The following is a 26,414-nucleotide window of genomic DNA, read 5'->3' on the forward strand; positions in this document are numbered from 1 at the left end:
TCCAACTCGAAACCAATGATGCACGCTAACATACATATGGCCCACCATCCCCGTGTTCGGCCTATCACGGCGTCGGAATTTATCGGCGGTATACCCACAAGAGGGCAAAGTTCTTATACGAACAGAGTTCGTACGGTAAATAGTATCGGAAACAGTTCCACACTGTCTCCCGTTACCACAGCAGGTCGGAGCAGTCCCCGTGTTCCGCCCGGCAGGTCAGCCATGGAAGGGCACACGCGTCACCCTGCAGCGAAGGGTGATTCGGCGGCTGTACGCGGTCACATCTGCAGCGGACAGCACCGACGACGAGTAGCCACACAGCCCCGGGACCGTCCCGCAACAGTCGGCGGTCGCCTGCAGCCACGACGAACTACTGAGATAGCATGAGCAAGAACAAAGAGACACTCGAAGCGCTGAGCAAGGAGTACCGTGACACGATACCGGCGGACCTCCGGAAGACGAACACGTTCGACTGGTATCTACAACAGTTGTACGACGAACCGAAGGTAGCCCGCAACGCCCACCAGCGCGTGGCGGACATGTTCGACTACTACGGCAAGACCTACGACGAGGAGGCCGGCGTAGTCGAGTACGAACTGGCGAGCGAAGATCCGCTCAACGACGGCGAGAACACCTTCTACGGGCGAGTCATCCACGAGGCGATCCACGAGTTCGTCAACAAGGTCAAATCCGGCGCTCGCGGACTCGGCCCCGAGAAGCGCATCAAACTCCTCCTGGGGCCGGTCGGATCGGGCAAGTCCGACTTCGACCGGCAGGTCCGGCGCTACTTCGAGGATTACACCAGCCGGGACGACGGGCGGATGTACACGTTCCGCTGGACGAACCTCTGTGACGTCATCCACGACCAGGACCCTGCCGACGACGTGGTCCGGTCGCCGATGAACCAGGACCCGCTCGTGCTCCTCCCACAGGAGCAGCGGGACAAGGTCATCGAGGACATCAACGCGGAACTCGATGCGCCTTACACCATCCGGAACGAGCAGTCGCTTGACCCCGCCTCGGAGTTCTACATGGATCGGCTGCTGGCCGAGTACGATGACGACCTCCAATCGGTCTTGGAGAACCACATCGAGATAATCCGCTTCGTCGCGGACGAGAACCAGCGCCGCGGTATCGAGACGTTCGAGCCCAAAGACAAGAAGAACCAGGACGAGACGGAGCTCACCGGCGACGTCAACTACTCGAAGATCGCCATCTACGGCGAGAGCGACCCCCGCGCGTTCGACTACTCCGGGGCGTTCTGTAACGCCAACCGCGGGATCTTCTCTGGCGAGGAGTTGCTGAAGCTCCAGCGGGAGTTCCTCTATGACTTCCTCCATGCCAGTCAAGAACAGACAATCAAGCCCAAGAACAACCCCCGCATCGACATCGACCAGGTCATCGTCGGCCGGACGAACATGCCCGAGTACCGGGACAAGAAGGGCGACGAGAAGATGGAGGCGTTCAACGACCGGACCAAGCGCATCGACTTCCCGTACGTTCTCCAGTACGAGGCCGAAGCCAACATCTACCAGAAGATGCTGCGCAACGCCGACCTACCGGATATTCAGGTCGAGCCCCACACGTTGGAGATGGCGGGCCTGTTCGGCGTCCTCACCCGCATCGAGGAGCCGGACAACGAATCGATAGACCTCGTCCAGAAGGCGAAAGCCTACAACGGCGAAATCGACGAGGCCGACGACGTCGACGTGAAGAAGCTCCGCGAGGAGGCCGAGAAAATGGCCGACATCGGCGAGGGGATGGACGGCGTCTCTCCGCGGTTCATCGGCGACGAGATCGCCGAGGCCATCATGGATTCGATGCACCGCAGCCGGGACTTCCTCTCGCCGCTGACGACGTTCAACCACCTCGAGGGCAACCTCGAGAACCACGGCTCTATCGACGAGGAGTCGTTCAGCAAGTACTACCGCTTCCTCGAACTCGTCCGCGAGGAGTACAAGGAGCGGGCCATCGAGGACGTGCGCCACGCGCTGGCCTACGACATGGACGAGATCCAGCGCCAGGGCGAGAAGTACATGGACCACGTCATGGCTTACATCGACGACGCGACCGTCGAAGACGAACTCACCGGCCGCGAGCAGGAGCCGGACGAACAGTTCCTGCGCTCCGTCGAGGAGAAGCTCAACCTCCCCGAGGACCGCAAGGACGACTTCCGGCAGGAAGTGTCCAACTGGGTGTCCCGGCGTGCCCGCGAGGGTGATACGTTCAACCCACAGGACAACGACCGCCTGCGCCGCGCCCTCGAACGCAAGCTCTGGGAAGACAAGAAACACAACATCAACTTCTCCGCGCTGGTCTCCAGCTCGGAGATGGACGACGAGGAGCGCAATCAGTGGATCGACGCCCTCATCGAACAGGGCTACTCCGAGGAGGGCGCCAAGGAAGTCCTCGAGTTCGCCGGCGCGGAGGTCGCCAAAAGCGAGATGGAAGAGTAATGACCGGCGAGGAGTACATCGACCGCGCGGACGAGTCACTCGACGCTGCCTACGAGGCCCCGATGAGCCTCGCGGAGTACGTCGACACCGTCCTCGAAACGCCCCAGGTCGCAGCCCACGCCTCGAAGTACCTGCTCGATGCCATCGAGGACGCGGGCACGCGGATGGTCATCGAGGAAGGCGAGGAGAAGGAGCGCTACCGCTTCTTCGACGATCCGTACAACGACGGCGAGCACGCCATCCTCGGCAACACCGAGGTGCTGAACGCCTTCGTCGACGACCTCCGCTCTATCGCGGCGGGCCGCGGGAAAGACGAGAAGATCATCTGGCTCGAAGGACCGACGGCGACCGGCAAGTCCGAGCTCAAACGCTGTCTCATCAACGGCCTGCGGGAGTACTCGAAGACGCCCGAGGGGCGGCGCTACACCGTCGAGTGGAACGTCGCCGGGGCCGGCGGCAACGCCACCAGCATGACCTACGGGAACGCGGCCGTCGAGGACGAGGACGACTGGTACGAGAGCCCCGTCCAGGCCCACCCGCTGACGGTGTTCCCCGACGACGTCCGCACCGATCTGCTCGCCGAGGTCAACGAGCGCCTCGACGACCACATCCCGATCCGCGTCGACGGCGAACTCGACCCGTTCTCGCGGGAGGCCTACGACTTCCTCGAAGAACAGTACCGCCGGCAGGGCGAGACGGACCTGTTCTCGGCGGTCACCCAGCCCGCTCACCTCCGGGTGAAGAACTTCGTCGTGGACGTGGGCCACGGCATCGGCATCCTGCACTCCGAGGACGAGGGGACGCCCAAGGAGCGGCTCGTCGGCTCGTGGATGCACGGCATGCTCCGCGAACTGGATTCGCGGGGGCGCAAGAACCCACAGGCGTTTAGCTACGACGGCGTCCTCTCCCAGGGCAACGGCCTGCTGACCGTCGTCGAGGACGCCGCCCAGCACGCTGACCTGCTCCAGAAGCTGCTGAACGTGCCCGACGAGTCTCACGTCAAACTCGACAAAGGCATCGGGATGGACGTGGACACCCAGCTCATCATCATCTCGAACCCGGACCTGGAGGCCCAGCTCAACAAACACGCCGACCGCGAGGGTCAGGACCCGCTGAAGGCGCTGAAACGCCGGTTGGACAAACACGAGTTCACGTACCTGACGAACCTCTCGCTCGAAGCCCAGCTCCTGCGGCGGGAGCTGACCAACGAGACGCAGGTGTGGGACCCCGAGACCTGGGACGAACTAGAGACGTGGATTCAGGAGCCACTGACCATCTCGGTTCGGGACGAAGTCGAGTCGGCGACCGACAAGGAGCTGGCCCCGCACACCGTCGAGTCCGCGGCGCTGTACGCCGTCGTCTCGCGGCTCGATAGCGCCGAGATCCCGACCGGGCTCGATCTCGTCGACAAGGCGCTGCTGTTCGACCGGGGCTACCTGATGGAGGGCGACGAGCGCGTCGACATCGACGACTACGATCTGGAGACCACCGCCGAGGACGGCGACCACGGTATTCCGGTCACCTACGTCCGCGATATCATCGCCGACCTGCTGCACGAACCACAGGACCGCCACCATCCCGACCTCCCGGTCGAACACGTTCTGATGCCCCGAGACGTGCTCAACGCCGTCGCCGAGGGACTGGTGGACGCCCCCGTGTTCTCCACTGGTGAGGCTACCGAGTACGAGGAGCGTGTTGTGACTGTCAAGAACTACATCTTCGGCCAGCAGGAACAGGACGTGCTCGACGCGATGATGCGGGACAAGCGCGTCGACGAGGCGACCGTCGAAGAGTACATCGAACAGGTCTACGCCTGGGAGTCCGACGACCAGATCGAAAACGAGCGGGGCGAACTCGTCGACCCGGACCCGCTGAAGATGAAGGTGTTCGAGATCGAACACCTGGGCCGCTTCGACGAGAAGAACTACGACGGCAACGAGCCCGACCACGCCGTCGAGCAGTTCCGCACCGACAAAATCATCACCGCCCTGAACCGCCACGCGTGGCAGCGCCGCGACGAGGAGTTCCGCGTCGGCGACGTCAACCCCAAGGAGATTCCGGTCATCAACACCGTCCTCGGGAGCTACGACTGGGACGACATCCAGCGGACCTACGCGGACTTCGAGCCCGGGCAGTGGGACAACCCCCCGTCCGGCACCGAGACGGCCCGCCTCAAGGACAAGACGCTGGATAACATGGTAGAGATGTTCGACTACACGCCGGCGTCGGCCGAACTGACGAGCCGTCACGTTATGAGCCAGGTGAGTTACAGATGGGACTGAAAGACGACCTCGAGCGGTACCGCGACGTGGGCGAGGAGCGCCGACAGGACCTCGCCGAGTTCATCCAGTACGGCGACCTCGGCCAGTCTCGGGGCGACTCCGTTCGTATCCCGATCAAGATCGTCGACCTCCCTGAGTTCGAGTACGACCAGCGCGATCAGGGTGGCGTCGGTCAGGGAGAAGGCGCCGAAGAGGGCGACCCGGTCGGCCAGCCACAGCCCCAGCCCGGCGACGACGGTGACGCGGACGGCGAACCCGGCGAGGAGGGCGGCGAACACGAGTACTACGAGATGGACCCCGAGGAGTTCGCCGAAGAACTCGACGAACAACTGGGGCTCGACCTCGAACCGAAGGGCAAGAAAGTCATCGAGGAAAAGGAAGGCGACTTCACGGACATCACCCGGACCGGCCCCTCCTCGACGCTGGACTTCGAGCGGCTGTTCAAGAAAGGACTCAAGCGAAAGCTCGCGATGGACTTCGACGAGGACTACGTCCGCGAGGCGCTCAAAGTCGACGGCTGGGGGCCGGCCACCGTCTACGAGTGGACCCGCGAGGGGAACATGCCCGTCTCGAAGGCGTGGATTGACGACGCCTACGAGGAACTGCCTGCCGACGAGAAAGCCGTCTGGGACTCCATCGAGGAGATGGAGGACAACGTCGAGAAGGTCGAGACCTCACAGCGCATCCGTCAGGAAGGCGTCGACCAGATACCCTTCCGCCGCGAGGACGAACGCTACCGCTACCCCGAGATCGTCGAGGAGCGCGAGAAGAACGTCGTCGTCGTGAACATCCGGGACGTCTCCGGGTCGATGCGCCAGAAGAAGCGGGAACTGGTCGAGCGGACGTTCACGCCGCTTGACTGGTATCTCACCGGCAAGTACGACAACGCCGAGTTCGTCTACATCGCCCACGACGCCGACGCCTGGGAGGTCGAGCGCGAGGAGTTCTTCGGCATCCGCTCGGGCGGGGGCACCCGCATCTCCAGTGCGTACGAACTCGCCGCCGAAGTGCTCGAAGAGGAGTACCCCTGGAGCGAGTGGAACCGCTACGTGTTCGCGGCGGGCGACAGCGAGAACTCCTCGAACGACACCGAGGAGAAAGTAATCCCGCTGATGGAACAGATCCCGGCGAACCTCCACGCGTACGTGGAAACCCAGCCGAGCGGCAACGCCATCAACGCCACCCACGCCGAGGAGGTCGAACGCTCCTTCCGCGACGCCGACAACGTCGCGGTCGCGTACGTCTCCTCGCCGGAGGACGTGGTGGACGCCATCTACGACATACTCAGCACGGAGGACCAATGAACGACGATAGATTCGCGAAACAGCGCGTAGCCGACGACCTCGACGAACCCGTCGAGGAGGCTGGCAATCTCGCCAGAAAGCTCGGGCTGAAACCGTACCCGGTGAACTACTGGATCGTCGACTACGACGAGATGAACGAACTCATCGCCTACGGCGGGTTCCAGCAGCGCTACCCGCACTGGCGCTGGGGGATGCAGTACGACCGCCAGCAGAAACAGGGCCAGTTCCTCGGCGGCAAGGCCTTCGAGATCGTCAACAACGACGACCCGGCCCACGCGTTCCTCCAAGAGTCGAACACGCTGGCCGACCAGAAGGCCGTCATCACCCACGTCGAAGCCCACGCGGACTTCTTCGCCAACAACGAGTGGTTCCGGATGTTCACCGACGGCTCCTCCCGGACGACGACCGATGCGTCCGGCGAGGACCGCCGTCGCGGCCCCGACGCCGCCGGAATGTTAGCCCGCCACGGCGACACCATCCAGGAGTACATGCAAGACCCCGACATTGAGCGGGCCGAGGTCGAGCGGTTCATCGACCACGTCCTCTGTCTGGAGGACAACATCGACCAGCATATTCCCTACAGCCCGGTCGAGACGGTCCCCGAGGAGTTCGAGGACATTGAAGGGGCGGACGTGACCGAGCAGCTGGATGATCTTGAACTCTCCGAGGAGGTCAAACGGCAGGTGTTCGACGAGGAGTGGCTGGACGCCCAGCGCGACGACGACGAGAACGTCACCTTCCCCGCCGAACCCGAGAAGGACGTGCTCGGCTTCCTCCGGAAGCACGGGATGCAGTACGACGAGGACGCCGAACGCGCGACCGAGATGGAAGATTGGCAGACGGAACTCTTGGAACTGCTCCGACGGGAGGCCTACTACTTTGCGCCGCAGAAAATGACGAAGGTGATGAACGAGGGTTGGGCCTGTGTAGACCCTGAGACGCCGGTTTTCACGGCTGATGGGTTAGTTCCAATGGAGGACGTGGTATCGGACCATGTCACCGTCTCCGATGGTGAACAAGCACGCGAAGTGTACGACTCTAACATTATCCCGGACCACGATACCGTGACGATAGAGACACGTCGTGGGTTCGAGTTGACCGGATCGAACAATCACCGTGTGCGTCAGCCCGATGGAGACTGGGTCAGACTTGATGAACTGGAGACTGGCGATGAAATCGCCGTCACTGGCGGGAACGGGACGTGGCCCGAGACGAACGTCCCAATCGAGTGGACCTGTTCGGAATACACGTCGCTGAATGACGTCGCTGATGAGGCGGGTGTCTCCGTCTGGACCGTAATGCGGTATCGGCGTACAGGTAGCGCCGAAAAGGCTGAGGCTATCGACCGCGCACTCGACGGCTACGAAGAAGGCGGTAACGCTGGGTTGAGTAACAGAGAGTCGATCCGCATCCCTGAAACCGTTGATGAGTTATTCGGGCGATTCCTCGGTTTGTTAATCGGAGACGGACACGTTCCGTCGAATTCCCGCCATATCGGGTTTACATCCGGTAAACAGGCCCATGCGGAAGAGTTCGCTGGGCTTCTCTCGGAACTGTTCGGTATCGAAGCGACGGTCGAACGGCAGGAGTCACGGTGGCGAGTCTACGCGTATTCGAAGAATCTCCGTGACTTGCTCACTGAGGAATTCGACCTCCCAACTGGTGTCGCTGCTGCTGAAAAAACGGTCCCAGACCAGATTCTGCGGTCGCCGAAACAGGTGGTCGCCGAATTCATTCGCGGTCTATTCGACGCCGATGGGTACGCCGGAGAGCAGGGTGCGATCCTGTCGACAAAGAGCGAAGATCTCTCGAAAAGGGTTCAGCTACTACTGACGAACTTCGGAGTTCTGAGCCGACGGCGGGAGCAGTCGGACGGCTGCTATCACGTCCATCTCACCGGTGCGTCTGCAAACACCTTCGCCGACGAAATCGGGTTCGGATACGAGGCAAAAGCGACGGAACTGTCGACGTACCTCGATGAACTCGCCTGGTTCGAAACTGAATCGTGGACAGACGAAATTGTCGATGTCGAAACCGGCACCGGAGATGTGTATGATATCTCCGTTGAGGAGACGCATCGGTACGCTGCCGCGGGGTTCGTCAACCACAACTCCTACTGGGAATCCACGATGATGACCGGCGAACAGTTCGCCGGCGACGACGAGTTCATCCTCTACTCCGACCACATGTCGAAGGTGCTCGGGTCGGGCGGGCTGAACCCTTACAGCCTCGGCCTGGAGATCTGGGAGTACGTCGAGAACACGGAGAACCGCCGCGAGGTCATCGAGCGCCTGCTCCGCGTCGAGGGCATCACCTGGCGGAACTTCGACGAGAGTGTCGATTACAAGATGGTACAGGACCACCTCGAACCGCCGGCGTGGCTCACTGCTGTCCCGAACCACCTCGACGACCTCGACCCCGAGGACCCGCGGGTCGATAGCGACGGGCTGGCGGCGGCCCGCGACGGCGAGTTCGACGTGGAGCAGTACCCCTGGAAGGTGCTGACCTACGAGGGGCTGGCCCAGCGCCACTACTCGCTGGTCAAGCCCCAGTACCGCGGCTTCGTCTCCCGGGTTGGGCAGGAGGAACTGGAGCGGACCGCCCGCTACATGTTCGACGACTCGCGGTACGACAGCGTCGAAGACGCACTCGGCGACGTGGATTACAGCCGCGGCTGGGAGCGTATGCGGGAGATCCGCGAGAGCCACAACGACGTGACCTTCCTCGATGAGTTCCTCACCCAGGAGTTCGTCGACGACAACGACTACTTCACCTACGAGTACACCCACGCTTCGGGTGACTACCGGGTGACCTCGACGGACCACGAAGACGTCAAGAAGAAGCTCATGCTGCAGTTCACCAACTTCGGGAAGCCCACCGTCGTCGTCGAGGACGGCAACTACCAGAACCGCAACGAACTGCTGCTCGCTCATCAGTACAACGGCGTCATGCTCGACATCGGCCAGGCCAAGGAAGTGCTCAAGCGCACCTTCGAACTCTGGGGCCGACCGGTGAACCTGCTGACCATCGTCAAGGAGTTCGACGACCACGACGTGGAGGTCGCCAAGCGCCGCGACCGCGAACCCGAACCAGAAGAGGTCGGCAAGCGCATCCGCTACGACGGCGACGAAGTGACTGTCACCGATGTCGACTGGTCCGAGGTCGAACACCTCACAGCAACTGACATCGACTACAACACCAAGCCGGACGAGTGGCTTGCCTGAAGGGCGGAGTTTGAACGAGGCCGGGTTTTCCGACCTGTGACGCTGAGCGTAGCGGTACGCTTGAGTTCCGTCCGCTCGTGGGCGCAGATATGCCAACGAATCGGTTCACTGTCGCGACTGACGACCAGCTCTCGGTAGTCGACATCACCGACCGAGTCCGGGACGTGATTCCCGAAGACGCCGAGGGGACCTGTACAGTGTTCGTCCGCCACACCACCGCGGGCATCACAGTCAACGAGGCCGAGCCGCGGCTGCTCGGTGACCTCAGTGACGCACTCGGGGACCTCGTCCCGGACAGCGGGTGGGACCACGACGAACTGGACGGCAACGCGGACGCACACGTCCGGGCGATGTTTGTGGGGCCGAGCGAGACGATTCCCGTCCGCGACGGGGGCCTCGATATGGGGACGTGGCAGTCCGTGCTGCTCGTCGACTGCGACGGGCCGCGAGAACGAGCCGTCGACGTGGTCGTCACCGACTGAGGCGGCGACAGCATTACTGACGACTACCAGTCAGACAGCCTCGACCTGCTGTTCGCCGTATATCTCTGCGAGTTTCTCGCGGTACGCGCTGCGGATGTTGCGGCGCTTCTTTTTCATCGACGGCGTGAGCAAGTCGTTCTCGGCGGTCCACTCCCGGGAGACGAGCGCGAACGACTTGATCCGCTCGACGCGTTCGAGTTCCTCGTTGACCGCGTCGACGGCAGTCTGGACCCACGCGTGGACGCGGTCGTCCTCGACTAGTTCCTCGGGGTCGTCGGGGAGGTCGACGCCCTCGCTGTCGGCCCACCGGCGGAGTTCCTCGAAGTTCGGGACGATTATCGCGCCGACGAACTTCTGGTCGTCGCCGACGACCATGACCTGATCGACCCGGTCGTTCGTCGCGAACTGGTCTTCGATGGGCTGTGGTGCGACGTTTTTCCCCGTCGAGAGGACGAGCAGTTCCTTGAGGCGGTCGTGATAGATGAGGAAGTCGTCGTCGGTCCGTTCGACGATGTCGCCGGTGCGGAACCACTGGGTGCCGTCGATTTCGGTGAAGGCCCGCGTCGTCGCGTCGGGCGCGTTCCAGTACCCCTGCGTGACGTTCGGGCCGTCGACGAGCAGTTCGCCCACGTCGCCAGTGACGCCGTCGAATTCGCTGGCGTCGACGACGTCGGTATCGATGTGAACGTCGACCTCAGTCAGCGGAGCACCCAGGGTTCCGGGACGGACGTCTTCCGGCGGGTTCACCGTCAGAACCGGTGAGGTCTCAGTGAGGCCGTACCCTTCGAGTATCGTCAGCCCCATCCCGAGGAACGTCTCACAGAGCGTTTTCGAGAGACTCCCGCCGCCGCTGACCATGAACTCGATGTTCCCACCGAGCCGTTCTTTGACCGTGCTGTAGACGAGTCGATCAGCGAGCGAGTGTTTCGCAGTGAGTATCGGTCCCGGGTCGTCAGTCCGGGCGTAGTCGCGGGCCACGTCCATCGACCAGTCGAAAATCCGCTTTTTGAGCGGGGACTCGCTGGCCTGCGTTCGCATATTGTCGAAAATACGCTCGTAAACTCTGGGGACGCTCAGCCCGGTCATCGGTTTGACGGTCTGGAGGTCGTCGGCCAGCGTATCCGGGCTTTCGGCGTAGCTCACAGCCGCGCCGGAGGCGTACATGAAGAAATGGCCCGCGAGGCGCTCGAAGACGTGCGCCAGGGGGAGGAACGCTATCGAACGCGTCTCGGCGGTGACGGTCGGCAGGTCCGGCGGCTTGTCCGGTCGTGGCCCGATTCGCCTGCGGGCCTGATTGACGTTCGCTCGGAAGTTGCGGTGGGTGAGTTGGACCCCTTTCGGCTGGCCCGTCGTCCCGGAGGTGTAGATGAGGCTCGCCAGATCGTCGGGGTCGCGGTCGTCCAGCCAGGACTGGTACGCCGACTCGCTGAACGTCTCCTCGCCGCGCCTGTACACTGTTTCGAGTGTGTACACGTCCTCGCGGTCCACGTCGATGTCGTCCATGACGACGATGAACGAAAGCGACAGGTCCTCCTCGATAGCCAGGACACGGTCCAGCATCTCGGCGTTCTCCACGACGACGGCGCTCGCCTCTGGGTCCGACAGCAGATACTGCACCTGTTTCGGCGAGGAATCCGTGTACACGGTCGTCACCACCCCGCCCGCAGACAGAACGGCAAAGTCGCTCAGCGCCCACTCCATCCGCGTGTTGGCCAGAATACCGACGCGGGCGTCCGGGCCGACACCGAGGTCACGGAACCCTGCGGCCAGGTATTTGACCAGGTGATGCATCCGCTCGTAGCTGAGTTCGGCGTAGTCGCCGTCGGGAGCCGCCGGTATCACGTCGCCAGTCAGTGACCGGTCGTAGACACCACCCTTGTACAGTTGGGCGGTCGTGTCGGCGTTCCGGGCCGCGCTTGCGGCAAACATTTCGCCCAGCGTGTCGTCGCCGATGACGTCATCAGTGTGCGCTTCCTCGGCCGTCCGCCAGTCAGAGTGATTGCCCGCAGTCATGTCATACCGCAGTGTTCACTAGGCCAGCCCAAATATGTGCAGGATGTTAACACTCAATTGGTTTGTCGGAGTTGATTCCGTCAACGGTTTTGGAAGAAGGGGCGACGAGTGGCAACCTGTCTCGCCAAAGCTTTGTCATGAGAGCGAGATAGCCATCACATGGTCGTCTCGACGGAACCAGCCTGGGGTGATGCCGTGGAGCAGTTCGTCAAAGAGTACGAGAGCGCCATCGTGTACGCCGATATCGAGCAAGAGACAGTCCTGCACGAGGGAGCGGTTCGCGTCCTCGCAAACGGCTGGGTCGAACTACCCACGGGGCGACTCCTCTCACCAGACGCAGTCCACCACATCGATGCGCAGGTGGACTGAAAAGAGCGTGCGAGTTTGCCAGCGAAGGGATGCACCCGAACGGCCGGAGTCGCGGGTGCGCACCCGGAAAGCGGTAACACCGTCCGGAAGACAGTTAGAACAGACGTGTTACTGCCACTCTAGTCGGCAGTCCTCGTTGCAAAAGTGGGCGGTTTCGACGCTGCCGTCTTCTATCCATGTGATGACACGGTGTGTCACTTCGTTAGCGATAGCGTCGCCGCAGGTAGCACACTCCGGTGCCTCGTCCTCGTCGATATTCTCGTGGTGATCTGATGTCGGGTCGACCATCTTAGTTGAGAGTGTCTTTCACGCCACTTAATCCCACATACTTGCACTGAACGTCACGAACGTACACGAATGTCGAATCGGTTACAGAAGGCTAGCTACACGTAGTTACCGCAAACAGACGCTCGATAGAAGATGCCCGCTATCGGTCTCGCGTGACGGATTCGCCAGGGGTTGTCGTCGCGCCCGAGGAGAGGACGACGCCCGCGTTCAGGCTGGTGTTGATGGCCGTTTTCGCGCCGTCTCCCGCGACGACGCCGAACTTCCGCCGCCCCGTCGAGACGCGGTCGCCTTTCACCGTCATCCGGACCGGGTCGCCGTCGTGGCGGAGGTTCGCTACCTGCGTTCCCGCGCCGAAGTTGACCTCGCGCCCGATGACGCTGTCACCGACATAGGAGACGTGGGGCACGTTCGACCCCGCCATTAGCACCGTGTTCTTGAGTTCGACGCCGTGGCCGACGTGGGTATCCTCCCCCAGAAGGGTCGCCCCGCGGACGTAGGCGTTCGGGCCGACGTGTGCGCCCGAGCGGACCAGCGCCGGCCCCTCGATGACGACGCCTGGTTCGACGACCGCGCCCTCCTCGACGACGACTTCGCCACGCAGGTCGGCGTCACCGCGCACCTCGCCGTCGAGTCGCCGGTCCAGTTGTCCGAGTTTCCACTCGTTGGCTTCCAGCAGTTCCCAGGGACGGCCCACGTCGAGCCAGCGGTCGACCTCGACGGCGGTGACCGTCGACTCCTCGATGACTTTGGCGAGCACGTCCGTGATCTCCCGCTCGCCGCGGTCGCTGAGCGGCACGTCCAGCCAGTCCCGCGCTTCCGCCGGGAAGACGTACGCCCCGGCGTTGGCCAGGTCCGTCGGCGGGTCGTCCGGCTTCTCGACGATGCCGGTGATTGTGTCACCCTCGGTCGACAGCACGCCGTAGCTCGTCGGATCGTCGACGCGGTAGGCCGCGACCGACGGCGCGGCGTCGAAGAGGCCGCTGAGACTCGCAGCGTCGTAGAGGTTGTCGCCGTTGAGGACTGCGAAGGGACCGTCGAGGTGCTCCCTCGCAGCGGCGACAGCGTCGGCGGTCCCCAGTTGCTCCTCCTGAACGGCGAAGCTGACCGGGACGCCGTTGTACTCGTCGCCGAAGTACGAGCGGACCGCCTCGGCCTCGTAGCCGACGACGAAGATGAGTTCGTCGGCCCCCGCCTGGATTGCCGTGTCGGCGGTGTGTGCCACCAGCGGCCGGTCCGCGACCGGGAGCATCGGCTTCGGTGTGTGGTCTGTCAACGGCCGCATACGCGTCCCCTGGCCTGCCGCGAGTACGACTGCTTGCATGGTCGGTCCGTTGCTCGGGCCCGAAAAATACCTACCGCTGTTGACTCGTTCGGGAGGCGGATTAGCGAGAAGTCACGCTGATTCGGTCGTGGAGAAAGCCCTATCTACACCTATTCCACGGCCTCGAACGTCCACTCTGCCCCGAATGGCGTCGTCCGGTAGTCCCACCGCCTGTCCGCGTCCGGTTCCGTCACCAGTTCGATGGTTCTGGTTTCCCCAGCGGGAATCCGCTGCGTGTAGGGGCCATCAGAGTCAATGTACCACGTATCTGCGGAATAGCCGGCAAGTATGCCTGGTTCCTCGGGCGTCTTGAACTCGAAGATGGACTTGAACATCCCTGCGCTGTCGCCCACGTTCTCGACCTCCATCTCGACTATCGCTTCATCGCCCGTGACGTCCTCCGGCGGAACGTCGATGTTCGCCAGTTCGAACTCGGGGAAGCCACCGGGCGACTGAAGCGGGATTTCGATATCAGCGACTGCACTCCCTTCTGCGAGATTTATGCCGAACGCGAGGTTGTCAATCTTGGCCTTCGGGACAGCGTAAATCAGATGGCCGCTGTAGGTCTGCCCTGGGTTGATGTTCTCCCCGGCTGCGTTCGTCCCGTCACGACCTGCGGCCGACTCGCTCACGAAGCTCGATTCGGGAACGACAAAGTCGTCTTTCGACACCGTCTTCGCCTCGCCAGTTCCGTTCTCGAACGTCACGCTCAGAATCAGGAGGATATTATCTGAGACCGTTTCGCGAATGGCATGGACAGTGTTATCGCCCAAAGCCCGTTCGCCAGAGGGGAGCTCGTAGGCGATCATCTGTTCGTAGGACATATCAGACACTGTGGCCTGAACGCCGCTCGCAAGCTCGATGGTTTCCCCAGTGCTCCCCCGCTTCGGGAGGACCGACACGGTTGACGTGACCGTATCGTCGACGGCGTAGAAGTCCGACGACGGTTCAAACGCCCAAGCACCGGCGTACTCGGCGTCGACACGATAGCTATGCGAGACTTCTTCGCCGGACGCCAGTCCGTCAGCGTTGACGGTGACTGTCTGTGGCTCAGTGTTAGCTGCTTCCGAATGGACGAACTCTATGGTTGCGTTCCCGGATATCGGCTCACCACCGACATTGACGGCAGTCACGTCACCCTCGATGGTGTCACCGAACGCGACCTCCTTTGGCCCATTCACGGAGAGCAGTTTCAGCCGTGCCGGTGCCTCTTGATCTACTTCATACGTTGGTTCCGGCGTTGGTGTCGACTCACTGGTTCCGTCTCCGCCGTCTCCGTCTCCCCCGTCGCTCCCACTACATCCTGCAAGGCTGAGTGCAGCGATGCTGCTTCCGATCGTACTTACGTATGTTCGCCGTTTCATATACTACTGGCTTCATATACATATATAAATATGTTTTCTTTCACCTACGTAATTGTCAAATATCAACACAGAGAGTGGCTGAATTGCAAAGCCTGGAGGCTGAACTCACAGTTACGTGCGGACTGGGCAGAGTAGTAACGGATCGAACAGCGGGCACAGCAGTCGCTCACTATAGTAACAATTGAAACAGTTCACACACTGATCACACTGCTGTCGTGCGATCAGGCGTGGGTTGGTTTTCAATGGCTACTATAGTTTGGTTACGACAGTAATGTGCTCGGTCAGGGATTTGAACCCTGGTCCTCGGCTTGAAAGGCCTTCCGTAACCGCAGAGTGACCATTTGTTTCGAGCACACCCAAATCCACCCAATTGCGTTTTTTCGTCGCTACTAACAGCTAATGTACAGGGAGTACTTGAACCAACCTGCTGATTGTCCATCAGCCAAGTTCGATTGGGAGGTGTGTCTGGTTTTAATTCCCACACAAATGGCAGTCGGGACTGGTTCGAGAGCACCTTCTCAGAACCAGTCCGGCTATACTGACTTCAAAATAAAGAAACCACGATTTCTGAAACTACGATTTCCAAAATCGGGAGTTCTATTGTATTGGGTATGGTACTGCCTGTATGGCGCAATTCGTTGACCGGGATATCGAACTCGAGAAGCTAACAGACTGTTACGAGTCTGTGACGGCGGATTTCGTCGTAATCTACGGCCGTCGCCGCCTCGGTAAGAGCGAACTCGTCCGCCAGTCCATCGCTGATCGGGACGACGCCGTATACTACCAGGCAGTCGAGTCCACGGCACCGAACCAACTCGAACAGTTCGTCGACACTGCAACTGCGCAGTTCCCGTCACTGCGAAACGTCCGCCGTGATTGGGAAGCACTCCTAGAAACACTCGGCGAAGAGGACGCCATTATCGTCATCGACGAGTTCCCGTTCCTCATTGAGGAGGACGAATCGCTCCCGTCACGGATACAGCGAGTTTGGGACATGAAGCTACAGGAGACGGGGATGACACTCGTGCTCGTCGGCTCTTCGATCAGCGTTATGGAGGACAAGGTGCTTTCCGGGAGCGCGCCGCTGTATGGACGCCGGACAGCAACAATCGATCTCAAGCCCCTCGAAGTAGTCGATGCGCAGCAGTTCTTCCCGGAATACGATCCCGAAACCGCAATCACCGCGTGGTCGATCTACGGCGGGACTCCGTATTATCTCCAGACTATCGATCCCGACCAGCCGTTAGGAGCGAACGTCCAGCAGACAGTTCTGTCGGAGCGCGGGCTTCTGTACTCAGAACCGGAATTCCTTCTCCGCACCGAACTCCGGCAGCCGAACACGTACTTCAGTATCCTCCGCGCACTTGCTCATGGGCGTCGCACTCCGAACGAGATCGCGGGCATGGCCGGCGTGGATTCGGGGTCGCTCAGTACGTACTTACAGAAGCTTCGTCGACTCCGCCTCGTTGAACGCCACATCCCCGTCACTGAATCACCGAGGACCTCGAAACGCGGCCGGTACCGCATCGCTGCGCCGCTGTTCCGGTTCTGGTTTCGATTCGTCTACGGGAACCAGGATCAGCTTCGCATGCTCGGCGCCGATGCGTACGACAAACTCGTTGTGCCCGAGCTAGCGGATTACGTGAGCCCGTTGTTCGAACGCCTCTGCCAGCGAGCGATTCCAGACCTTATCGACCGGCAGTTCCGTGATGTCGGGCAGTGGTGGTTCAAAGAACACGAGTTGGACATCCTCGGTCTCTCAGATAGGGGACTCGTTGCTGGCGAGTGTAAGTTCACCTCTCAGCCGGTAAGCGAAGGCGTGCTCTCTGATCTTGAACGAACCACGGAAGAAGTCCGGTGGTCAGGAGAACCAGCCGAGGAAGAGACGCTGTACGTCTTGTTCAGCCGCTCCGGATACACTGACGATCTCGAACGCGTCGCTGACACCCGCGATGACGTGCTTCTTTTCGAACTTTCAGATCTGGTAACAACTAACAGCACCTCGTGAACGCGATCCACTCCCCACACAGTAGTGACTTACGAGTTTGTTCGCGACAGTAATGTGCTCGGTCAGGGATTTGAACCCTGGTCCTCGGCTCGAAAGGCCAAGATGATTGGCCGGACTACACCAACCGAGCGTACTCAATCGTTCCGGGTGGACCAATTTAACCCCATCGAAATCAACGCTACCTGAGGATGCGTACCACAGACGTACGACTGTTGTGAGTCGGCAGGCTCCAGTAGCGTGTGTCAAAAAGATACGACGTATTCAGCCGGTGGGCGACTGTCCGCTATTACTTGCCTTCGAAGTCCGGCTCACTTCCGTCAGAGCTTCGCTCTGACGACGGACGCCTCACTTCCCTTCGAAGTTCGGCTCCCCGTCGCCCATGAACGCGTTGATGCCCTCCATCACGTCGTCGGTCCCGATGAGATGACCGAAAGCCTGTGATTCGACTTCGAGGCCGGCATCGATGTCGTCGCGGCCGGCCAGCATCGCGCGCTTGGTGAGTTTCTGTGCGACCGGCGGGCCGGCGGCCATGTCTTTGGCCAGTTCGAGTGCGTGCTCGTGGAGGGCGTCGTTGTCGACGACCTCGTTAATGAAGCCGTATTCGGCCATCTCGTCGGCGTCGTAGCGGTCGCCGGTGAAGATAATCTCCTTGGCGCGGCCTTCGCCGACGATGCGGGCGAGGCGCTGTGTGCCGCCCCACCCCGGCAGGAGGCCGAGGTTGTGTTCGGGCTGGCCCAGTTCGGAGCGCTCCGAGGCCACGCGGAGGTCGGCACAGGTCGCCAGTTCCATCCCGCCGCCCAGCGCGTAGCCGTCGATGCCGGCGACGACCGGCATCGAGCACTCCTCGAGCTTCCCGAAGGTTTGCTGGCCCTTGCGGGAGAGTTCGATGGCGTCCAGCGGCGTCGCGTTCGAGGCCATCGCCTGCACGTCTGCCCCGGCGGAGAACGCTTTGTCGCCGGCCCCGGTCAGCAGGATGGCGCGCACCTCGTCGTCGTCTTCGAGCAGGTCGACGGCGTCGGCGAGGTCGTCCATCAGCTCAGGGCTGACGGTGTTCATCCGGTGTGGGCGGTCGAGTTCGATGTGACCGACCATGTCACCGGGGTACTCGACGGTGACATTATCGAACTCCGCTGGAGCCTCGTCCTCGGTACTGTAAAAGCCACCTTCCGCCGCGGCCTCTCGGAGGCCGTCAGAGACCGCGTAGCGCTCCGCGCCGGTCTCCTCGTGGGTTTCCTCAAGCGTGTCGACGAGCGTCTCGAGACCGGTCTTGTCGGCTATCTTCGCGGGACCGTCCGGGAAGCCGCCGCCGAGCTGGACGGCCTGGTCGATGTCTGCAACGGGGGCCACGTCGTTCTCGACGAGCTTCCCGACCTCGTTTGCCATCACGGCGACGAGGCGGTGCTCGACGTCTTCGCGGCCGGCGTCGGTCGGAATATCGACGCCGCCGTTCTCGTAGTCGTAGAAGCCCTTGCCGGTCTTCTTCCCGAGTTCCTCGTTCTCGACTTTCTCCTCGAGCAGGGGACACGGGGCGTAGGGCTCGCCCAGCACTTCGTGCATATATTCGAGGACGTGGAGGCCGACGTCGTTACCGACCTGATCGGAGAGTTCGAACGACCCCATCGGCAGGCCCATGTCGAACTTCGTCGTCGAGTCGACCTCGGCGATGGTCGCTTCCTCGCCGTGGACGAGCCAGGCGGCCTCGTTCATCAGCGGGACGAGGATGCGGTTGACGATGAACCCCGGCGAGTCCTTGCGGACGCGGACCGGCGTTTTGCCGAAGTCTTCGGCGAGCGCCCCGATGGCGTCCAGCGTCTCGTCGCTGGAGTGTGCGCCGGAGATGACTTCGACCAGCTGCATCCGGACCGGCGGATTGAAGAAGTGCATCCCACAGAACTGCTCGGGTCGCTCGGTCACTTCCGACAGTTCCGTGATGGAGAGGCTGGACGTGTTCGTGGCGAAGATGGCGTCTTCGGGCGCGTGTTCTTCGACCTCCGTGTACACGTCCTTCTTGATCTCCATTTTCTCCGGCACGGCCTCGATGACCACGTCGACGTCGCTGACTGCTTCCTCGACATCGACCAGCGGCGTGACGCGGTCAAGCGCCGCATCGGCTTCCTCCTGGGTGAGCTGGTCTCGCTCGGCCAGCTTGTTCAGCGACCATTCGATGTTATCGTAGCCGTCCTCGACGAACTCGTCTTTGATGTCACGCATCCGCACGTCGTAGCCTGCGATGGCGGCCACTTCGGTGATTCCATGGCCCATGTTCCCGGCACCGAGCACGGCGATAGTGTCAATATCCTCGAAATCCATGACATATCGTTCCACTGCCGGCCGAGGCTTCAACGTTTCTCTCATTAGAAAACCACTCTCCAGTTTATTTCGGATTACAAACCATTAATGCATTTCACGTCAACACACCACATATGGACTTCGAACTGACAGAAGAGCAGCGACAGATACAGGACGAGATCGCCCGGTTCGCCGAAAACGAAATCAAGCCCGTCGCGACCGAGTACGACACGGAAGAGAAGTTCCCTCGAGAGATCGTCGAGAAGGCCGCCGAGATGGGGCTGACAGGCGCGAACATCCCGATGGAGTACGGTGGCGCAGGCTACGACACGCTGACCAACGCTATCATCGCCGAGGAACTGTTCGCGGCCGACCCCGGAATCGGCCTGAGCATCCAGTCGGCCGCCTTCGGTGCTGACGCCCTCATCGGGTTCGGCTCAGAGGCCCAGAAAGAGGAGTACCTGGAGCCTGTGGCGACTGGGGACGCCATCATGGGCGCGGCCATCTCCGAACCAGACACCGGCTCGGACGTGTCGTCGGTGTCGACACAGGCGCGCAAGGAGGGCGACGAGTGGGTCATCAACGGCAACAAGATGTGGATCACCAACGGCTCGGTCGGCGACTACTTCGTCGTGCTCTGTGAGACCGACCCGGACGCGGAGGGGCGGTACAACGGCTTCTCGCAGATTCTCATTGAGTCCGACCGCGATGGGTTCGAGGCCGAGAAGATCACGGGGAAGCTCGGCATCCGTGCGTCGGACACGGCAGAACTCATCCTCAACGACGTGCGCGTCCCCGAGGACAACCTCGTCGGTACGCGCGGGGCCGGCTTCCTCCAGATAATGCAGTTCTTCGACGAGACCCGGACCGGCGTGGCCGCACAGGGCGTCGGTATCGCCCGCGGGGCCGCCGAGCGCGCTCTGGAGTACGCACAGGACCGCGAGCAGTTCGGCCAGTCCATCTCGGAGTTCCAGGCCATCCAGCACAAGCTCGCCGAGATGTTCACCGAAATCGAGGCGGCACGGCAGCTAACTCACAAGTCCGCCTGGAGCGTCGACAACGACGCCGACCGGCTCACCGAGTTGGCGTCGATGGCCAAAGAAAAGGCCTCTCGCGTCGCCGTCGAGACGGCCGACGAGGCCGTCCAGATCCACGGCGGCGCTGGTTACGTCAACGACTTCGACGTCGAGCGGTTCTACCGCGACGCAAAGATTACCCAGATCTACGAGGGAACGACCGAGATCCAGAAGAACATCATCGCCCGGGAACTGCTCGGGAAGGGCATGACGTAAACTACCCCACCCTACTTCGCTCGGTCTGACGACCTCGCTTCGTTGAGGGTGGGGCTTTCGCGTGGACTCCCGCTCTGGCCGGAATCTCCGGCAGGAGTCTCATACTCTCCGTTCGCGTTCAATGTCCCGCGATTCAAGCGCACGCCTACGGGTGCGCCTCCACCGTCCCCAGTTTGGTTACGACGGAGCTACCGCAAACCGACGTTTTTTGCCGCATTGTAGTCGGCGTGGTTCTCGTAGCCGCATTTCAGGCACACGAACGCCTCGCTGTCGCGGTTGTCCGGGTGGGTGAACCCGCAGTGTGAGCAACGACGTGACGTGTTTTCCGGGTCTACCACTGCCACATCAATGCCGTGCAACTCGGATTTGTATTTGACGTACTCGTACAACCGCTCGAACGCCCACTTGTGGCCCCACGACGCTTCGGGGAGTCGGTCACGGATGCCGCTCAACTCCTCGAAGGCGATGATCGTACACCCGTTCTCGGCGGCTTCTTTGATGATACCGTTGGCAATCCGGTGGAGCATCAGTTTGAACCGGCCCGTTTCCTTCCCTCCGACCGACTGGATATTCTCGTGAGCGGCCCACGTGCCACACTGCTGGAGCGAGCCACGCCGCTCCTCGTACTCGCGCCTCCAGTGGTCGAACTCGTGGCCGCTCCAGAACGTCCCTGTCGAAGTAACAGCGAGTTGGTTCACGCCGAGGTCAACGCCGAGGACTGTCCTGTGCCCGGTCGTCGCCTGTTTCGGCGTGTCAGACTCCACCTCCGCGTTTGTACGGAAATGAAGGAACCACTGGCCGTCTCTGTGGTGCAGTTCTGCGCCCGTCACTTGGTAGTCGTCGCTGTCGAGATACCGACTGTGTGGTGTGTCGCGGTCGGCGGCGGGAAGGAGGTACTCGACTTCGATACGGCCCTCAACGGTCGCCAGCGACACGTACTCGTCGTGGAATGTCGCGCACCGTTTGTCGTACACCACGTCGGACTCGTGAAGTGCGGTTTTCCCGCGTACTCGCCCTGCTTCCAGCGGGCGACGGCGCTCTGTACGGCGTCGGCGGCCTTGTTGCGAGCGTTCTGGACGAGATTCGCGTGCAATCGTGTTTGCTCACGCACGTCGTCGTAGGTTTCTGCCTGCAACTGGGCCTTGCTCGTCGTTTTGTATTCGCCCTGCCATGCGTGGTCTACGACGTAGTTGGCGGCCCACAGAAATTCATCGACGGTTTCGCGGAGAAGTGCGGCGTCGTTGCTGTCCACGTCGAGTTTGACTGAAACAGTGCGCCGCACTTCCATGGCTCAGACGTGTGCTCGGTGTTTTATCAGCGTTGGGGAGAACAGACGGCAACAGTCCGTGGTCTGTGTCCGGGTTGTCGGCTTCCTCTCCGGCCTACTCGTTCGCTTCGCTCACTCCTTGAGGCCGGAGGCTCCGCCTCGAAACTGCATGATTTTTGCCTCGGTCACCGCTTAGTGGCCTGTGGACCTCCCGCCGCTTTCTTTAATTGCTGGTCGAACCACTGCTTTTTAAGCTATCGAGCGTCGTAGTTGTGGTAATCATGGGCGACCGAACTTCACGCCACGTTGCTCGCCCGCTTCGAACCACAGGCAGTCACCGCTTCTCCCGTCGCTGTTGTCGATTCTAATGTCCAGTGCTTCGGCCCGGCCAGCCGTCCCGTCTACAGACGACACCACCCACACTACACACCATGTTTGACCGACTGAAAGCGGATATTCGTACAGCACTCACAAAGGACCCGGCGGCGACCAGCGCGATGGAGGTCGCGCTCACGTACCCCGGCCTGCACGCGATCTGGGCCTATCGTGTTGCCCACTGGCTCTGGGCGAACGACCGAGCGTTGCTCGCCAGACTCATCTCCCACGTCGCGCGGTTCCTGACCGGCGTCGAGATCCACCCCGCCGCGGAGATCGGCGAGCGCGTGTTCATCGACCACGGGATGGGCATCGTCATCGGGGAGACGGCCGAAATCGGCGACGACGTGCTCCTGTACCACGGTGTCACCCTCGGCGGCACGTCCATGCGCCGCGAAAAGCGCCACCCGACGGTCAGGGACGGCGCGACCATCGGCGCTGATGCCTCGATAATGGGGCCGATCACCGTTGGAGAGAACGCGTCCGTCGGCGCTGGCGCAGTCGTCGTCGATGACGTGACCCCCGAAACGACAGTCGTGGGCAACCCGGCGGAGCCTGTCGGCGCTGCCGGTGTCGCCTCACCAAATCCGGACCCTATCATCGCTGACGGCTAACGGCGACAGATACGTTCTTTTCCGTCGAGTCAGTATCACAGAGCCATGAGTGACTCGCCACATGAGGTGTTACGCGCAGACCCCGATATCGGGCCGCTGGTCGAGACACACGGCGAACTCACGCTCGACCCGGCGTCGGACCTTTTCGAGCGGCTCGTCGTCTCGATTCTCCGCCAGCAGGTGTCGATGGCGTCGGCCGCCGCGACACGGGAGCGACTGTTCGACACCGTCACCGTGACACCGGCGGGCATCAAAGACGCTGACAACGACCTCCTCCGGGACGCCGGGCTCTCGCGGCAGAAAACCCGCTACGTCAACGAGGTCGCCGATGCGTTTCTGGAACACGGCTACTCGCTGGAAACGTTCGAGGACGCCGCCGACGAGGAGATCCACGAGGAACTGACCGCCATTACGGGTGTCGGCGACTGGACCGCAAATATGCAACTCCTGTTATAGCGTCAGTGAGTACAGGCGTCACACTTATGCTATCTGCTGACAGCAGTAATGCATGGCACGAATACAGGTACGGGTGTCAGACGAGCAAAAGGAGCTGTGGGACGAATACGCTGAGGAAAGTCCTGAATACCGAACTACTGCCGACCTTGTGAGAACAGCAGTTACCCGTGAGATAAACGGTGGCTGGCAAACGGGTGGGGGCATGGACGACGAGACGGCACGGAAGATTGAGAGTATGAACAGTGACATTGACGAACTGATGAACCAAATGGCAGTGATGACGAAAGCGTTTGCAGGTTCCCCGATAATGGCTGATGACGCCAGTGAGGGACTGTCGGACTTTGATGTATCACAACTGCCAGACGACCCTGATGAGGCATACTATCCCGACAAGGCAACTGTTCGGCGCAAGCTACGGGAAGTGTCGGATAATATTAAGAACATCAGGGAGACAGACGACGGTGGTTTCTATCAAGGGAGCAAATGATGAACGAAAGTGATGCACTGTCGGTCTTTGACGGTATGAGAACTGAGTCTCCTGCCTCAATTGAGAACTACAAGACGGTGGTACGTCGCTTCATCAAACACCACCCCGATGTGTATGAGGTTACCACGGACGAGATAGCGCAGTACTTGGAGGATATGCTGAATGACGGGTATGCCGATAAGACCGTTGACGCCGCCCGTACAGGACTAATCAAGTTCTTTGGACAGTTGGACCGTGACGACGACCCTACCGACAGTGATAAGCTGGATATTTGGAGTTGGTATCAGTACACAGGCAAGACACGTAAGACCGAAAAGAAGGAAATTATCTATCTCGAACAGGATGAAATTAACAAGCTGATTGAGAACCTGCCTGCCCCTGTTCTGCGTAATGAGCTAATTGTGAGGCTCATGTTCGAGACGGGCCTTCGAGCGACTGAGTTGTGTACCCTCAAAGTAGAGGATATAGACACAGACAATCGCCGTATTGACGTAATCGGTGGCAAGGGCAACAAGGACAGGACTGTCTATTATGACGAGACGTTAGACACACTGCTTGAGATATGGCTTGTTGACAGACAGGGTGTGTACGTCGATAATACGCCGTACCTGTTCCCAACAAACCGCAGTGAGCATATCAGTCAACGGCGATTAGCTGATGTGATTAACAAGGGGGCAGAGAAAGCAGGGATACAGGAGACGTTGTATGTCGACAAGTCGGGGAAGGGACGTAAGCGCGTCACACCTCACACCATACGGCACAGTTTCGCTATGGCCTGCCTGAACAACGGTATGCCCATCAAGTTCCTTCAGGAGCTAATGGGACACGACAGGATGGAAACTACAGAGGTGTACCTAAATGCTCTTGATACGGACGTAGAGAAGTCATACCGCCGTTGGGGACCGCAGTACTAATCTTCACGTTCAAGCCGCTCACGTCGGGCCTGTTCGTACTGTTCGACCGCTTCCTCACCGTCCATGAACACATGGTGACGGCAATACGAACTACCACCTTCGAGGAACACTCCTACGCCGTACTGCCCACAATGCTTCCCCCGCTCGAATTCATACCCACACCTGCCGTCTGAGCGGGCCTGTTCCTTGGAATCGTATGCCATTACTTGAACTCCCAATTAAATGACATAATATCGAGAATACTGGTAGCTCTCTGTTGGAGTGGGGGGCCGTGAGACGGAATAAGGCCGTACCAACGTAGCGACATGGTTACGTCGTTCTTGGTGAAAAGCTCGTCTGTGTTCTCAATCAAGAACTGGAATACCTGCTTTGTATTCATGTCTTCCTCAACTGAAAGGAACCACATGACTTCCTTGCACATTAAATCATCACGAGAATAATCCCACTCGTCATTCCGTAGCTGTTCGAGAATCTCGTTGGAGTTGGGACGGTCGTGTTCTTTGACACGCCACTTCATGCTGACACCTCAGTCAGGGTAACTACGTCACAACTGCCCTTACTGCCGACAGGTAGGAGATGGATATAGTCGTAATCGCCATCCAGTACATCCATGCCGTCATGACGGTGTGAGACACGGGTAACTGAGACTTCATAATCAGTTGTCCCCACCCGCTTGTCAGTCTGGTATGTACCAAGGACGTACACAAGGACGTGTTTGTATGGCTTGTTTGTCGAGATAGTCAGGTTATCCAGATTGTTCGGGATACTGACAACTGAACCGTCGCCCGTCTGTTCACTGAATACGTTCATGTTAGAATCCCTCCATAGGATTGCTACGTCGGGGGGTTAGACTATCAGGGGTAGCGTCTGCCTCTGCACGGCATTGGTCACAACAATAGTCGTCTTCTTCACCGTCGTTGACAGGTCCAGTGTCTGACATGAAGGTAATTGTTCCATCTGTTTCCATCTTAACATTTTCTGCATCGCTCGGTACTTTATCGTTATCTGTTACTGTGTAGTGTTTCATTTTTGGGTAAATCTGCTTGTTACAAGGCGTGACGTGCCTATATTCCGTACTTATTTTGGTATCTCTACTTACTGCAAATAGAGGTACATTCGTGCCGCTTCTATAATTTCAATCCGCTGTCAGTACTTAGTCAGGCATTCCGCCATGGTTTCGTTTATATCTCAGTCTAATAGCTCAGATAGAAGTACATGGTTAGGTACTGATTCAGTACCAAACTGTTCTAAACTGTACTCCTGAAGCCTCTGTACGTCGGACGTTCGTACTCGGATAGTGGTGTAGTCGCTCATAATATATCGGTTTCGAGCCGTCTAAAACTAATGACGGCGATACGGGAAAATGAAAGATGTGTGTAGCAATGACCACACAGACTGTAGTTGGGAATGTGATTCCCACACTATAGCGACATAATCGCTAAGCAGGGAAGGGTGAACAGGAAAGTTTCCCTCTCTCTGCTACTTATGTCTGTAATAGTGGTTCTATAGAAGCCTATGACTCAGTGTCGATGTACTATTTGCTGAGACTATCCGTCGAGTGGGAAGCGTCTGGATGTACAAGCCCCCATACCCTCGGTTTTGGAGGAAT

18 protein-coding genes, 2 tRNA genes and 2 pseudogenes are annotated in these 26,414 nt (G+C 60.2%); 12 read left to right on the forward strand and 10 right to left on the reverse strand.

The genetic code is table 11. The features are described 5' to 3' along the window. The first annotated feature begins 383 nt into the window (after positions 1-383). The 5 genes from HAH_RS08140 to HAH_RS08160 all read left to right on the forward strand — a co-directional run bounded on the left by HAH_RS08140 (position 384) and on the right by HAH_RS08160 (position 9,748). Positions 384-2,456, forward strand: coding sequence for a PrkA family serine protein kinase (locus HAH_RS08140; protein WP_014040494.1), 2,073 nt, complete (start codon positions 384-386; stop codon positions 2,454-2,456). Beyond that, entirely contained in the window at positions 2,456-4,738 is a 2,283-nt protein-coding gene (locus tag HAH_RS08145; protein WP_014040495.1) for a PrkA family serine protein kinase, read from the forward strand. The genes HAH_RS08140 and HAH_RS08145 overlap by 1 nt, the downstream gene beginning before the upstream one ends. After that, complete coding sequence (locus HAH_RS08150) at positions 4,729-6,042, forward strand: YeaH/YhbH family protein (protein ID WP_014040496.1); 1,314 nt, start codon at positions 4,729-4,731, stop codon at positions 6,040-6,042. The genes HAH_RS08145 and HAH_RS08150 overlap by 10 nt, the downstream gene beginning before the upstream one ends. After that, a complete protein-coding gene (locus HAH_RS08155; RefSeq protein ID WP_014040497.1) occupies positions 6,039-9,266 on the forward strand; it encodes a SpoVR family protein in 3,228 nt (1,075 codons plus the stop codon). The genes HAH_RS08150 and HAH_RS08155 overlap by 4 nt, the downstream gene beginning before the upstream one ends. A gap of 89 nt (positions 9,267-9,355) precedes the next feature. Further along, the gene (locus HAH_RS08160; protein ID WP_014040498.1) at positions 9,356-9,748 is read left to right on the forward strand and encodes a secondary thiamine-phosphate synthase enzyme YjbQ; all 393 of its coding nucleotides are present in this window, start codon (positions 9,356-9,358) and stop codon (positions 9,746-9,748) included. Positions 9,749-9,778: 30 nt separating this feature from the next. On the opposite strand, the gene HAH_RS08165 is transcribed toward HAH_RS08160, so the two are convergent. Then, a complete protein-coding gene (locus HAH_RS08165; protein ID WP_014040499.1) occupies positions 9,779-11,761 on the reverse strand; it encodes an AMP-dependent synthetase/ligase in 1,983 nt (660 codons plus the stop codon). Between the two features lie 159 nt (positions 11,762-11,920). On the opposite strand from HAH_RS08165, the gene HAH_RS08170 reads away from it, so the two are divergent. Further along, positions 11,921-12,130 carry a hypothetical protein gene (locus HAH_RS08170; protein ID WP_008308946.1) on the forward strand — a complete coding sequence of 70 codons (210 nt, stop codon included), beginning with the start codon at positions 11,921-11,923 and terminating at the stop codon, positions 12,128-12,130. A 108-nt stretch (positions 12,131-12,238) separates the two neighbouring features. Here HAH_RS08170 and HAH_RS08175 read toward each other — a convergent pair whose 3' ends face one another. The 4 genes from HAH_RS08175 to HAH_RS19505 all read right to left on the reverse strand — a co-directional run bounded on the left by HAH_RS08175 (position 12,239) and on the right by HAH_RS19505 (position 15,433). Continuing rightward, on the reverse strand, positions 12,239-12,418 hold the full coding sequence (locus HAH_RS08175) for a DUF7576 family protein (protein WP_008308944.1): 180 nt from the start codon (positions 12,416-12,418) through the stop codon (positions 12,239-12,241). A gap of 139 nt (positions 12,419-12,557) precedes the next feature. Beyond that, positions 12,558-13,739, reverse strand: a complete 1,182-nt coding sequence (gene glmU, locus HAH_RS08180) for a bifunctional sugar-1-phosphate nucleotidylyltransferase/acetyltransferase (protein ID WP_014040500.1) — start codon at positions 13,737-13,739, stop codon at positions 12,558-12,560. A 110-nt stretch (positions 13,740-13,849) separates the two neighbouring features. Then, positions 13,850-15,103 carry a DUF4352 domain-containing protein gene (locus HAH_RS08185; RefSeq protein ID WP_014040501.1) on the reverse strand — a complete coding sequence of 418 codons (1,254 nt, stop codon included), beginning with the start codon at positions 15,101-15,103 and terminating at the stop codon, positions 13,850-13,852. 274 nt (positions 15,104-15,377) lie between these two features. Beyond that, positions 15,378-15,433 (reverse strand) — tRNA-OTHER (locus HAH_RS19505). 295 nt (positions 15,434-15,728) lie between these two features. Between HAH_RS19505 and HAH_RS08190 the strand changes: the two genes are divergently transcribed. Continuing rightward, entirely contained in the window at positions 15,729-17,111 is a 1,383-nt protein-coding gene (locus HAH_RS08190) for an ATP-binding protein (RefSeq protein ID WP_014040502.1), read from the forward strand. A gap of 55 nt (positions 17,112-17,166) precedes the next feature. Here HAH_RS08190 and HAH_RS08195 read toward each other — a convergent pair. Continuing rightward, positions 17,167-17,241, reverse strand: a tRNA-Glu gene (locus tag HAH_RS08195). A 215-nt stretch (positions 17,242-17,456) separates the two neighbouring features. Beyond that, on the reverse strand, positions 17,457-19,421 hold the full coding sequence (locus HAH_RS08200; protein ID WP_014040503.1) for a 3-hydroxyacyl-CoA dehydrogenase/enoyl-CoA hydratase family protein: 1,965 nt from the start codon (positions 19,419-19,421) through the stop codon (positions 17,457-17,459). A gap of 113 nt (positions 19,422-19,534) precedes the next feature. On the opposite strand from HAH_RS08200, the gene HAH_RS08205 reads away from it, so the two are divergent. Beyond that, a complete protein-coding gene (locus HAH_RS08205; RefSeq protein WP_014040504.1) occupies positions 19,535-20,692 on the forward strand; it encodes an acyl-CoA dehydrogenase family protein in 1,158 nt (385 codons plus the stop codon). Positions 20,693-20,703: 11 nt separating this feature from the next. On the opposite strand, the pseudogene HAH_RS08210 reads toward HAH_RS08205, so the two are convergent. Beyond that, a pseudogene (locus HAH_RS08210) lies at positions 20,704-21,980 on the reverse strand (RNA-guided endonuclease InsQ/TnpB family protein). Positions 21,981-22,390: 410 nt separating this feature from the next. Here HAH_RS08210 and cysE point away from each other — a divergent pair. The 4 genes and pseudogenes from cysE to HAH_RS08230 all read left to right on the forward strand — a co-directional run bounded on the left by cysE (position 22,391) and on the right by HAH_RS08230 (position 24,805). After that, positions 22,391-22,948: a serine O-acetyltransferase gene (gene cysE, locus HAH_RS08215; RefSeq protein ID WP_007190163.1), complete on the forward strand. Its 558-nt coding sequence runs from the start codon at positions 22,391-22,393 to the stop codon at positions 22,946-22,948. Between the two features lie 45 nt (positions 22,949-22,993). Further along, positions 22,994-23,398, forward strand: a pseudogene (locus HAH_RS08220) (DNA-3-methyladenine glycosylase family protein); the annotation flags it as partial. Positions 23,399-23,456: 58 nt separating this feature from the next. Further along, positions 23,457-23,891 (forward strand): hypothetical protein, encoded by a 435-nt coding sequence (locus tag HAH_RS08225; protein WP_023843286.1) that lies wholly within the window; start codon positions 23,457-23,459, stop codon positions 23,889-23,891. Next, the gene (locus HAH_RS08230; protein ID WP_158307637.1) at positions 23,891-24,805 is read left to right on the forward strand and encodes a tyrosine-type recombinase/integrase; all 915 of its coding nucleotides are present in this window, start codon (positions 23,891-23,893) and stop codon (positions 24,803-24,805) included. Before HAH_RS08225 ends, HAH_RS08230 begins: the two co-directional genes overlap by 1 nt. Here HAH_RS08230 and HAH_RS08235 read toward each other — a convergent pair. Both HAH_RS08235 and HAH_RS08245 read right to left on the reverse strand, forming a co-directional pair. Further along, positions 24,802-25,008 (reverse strand): hypothetical protein, encoded by a 207-nt coding sequence (locus tag HAH_RS08235; RefSeq protein WP_023843287.1) that lies wholly within the window; start codon positions 25,006-25,008, stop codon positions 24,802-24,804. The genes HAH_RS08230 and HAH_RS08235 overlap by 4 nt on opposite strands. A 310-nt stretch (positions 25,009-25,318) precedes the next feature. After that, positions 25,319-25,615, reverse strand: a complete 297-nt coding sequence (locus HAH_RS08245) for a hypothetical protein (RefSeq protein ID WP_014040510.1) — start codon at positions 25,613-25,615, stop codon at positions 25,319-25,321. Positions 25,616-26,414: the final 799 nt, after the last annotated feature.

Source organism: Haloarcula hispanica ATCC 33960 (genome assembly GCF_000223905.1).
GTDB lineage: Archaea > Halobacteriota > Halobacteria > Halobacteriales > Haloarculaceae > Haloarcula > Haloarcula hispanica.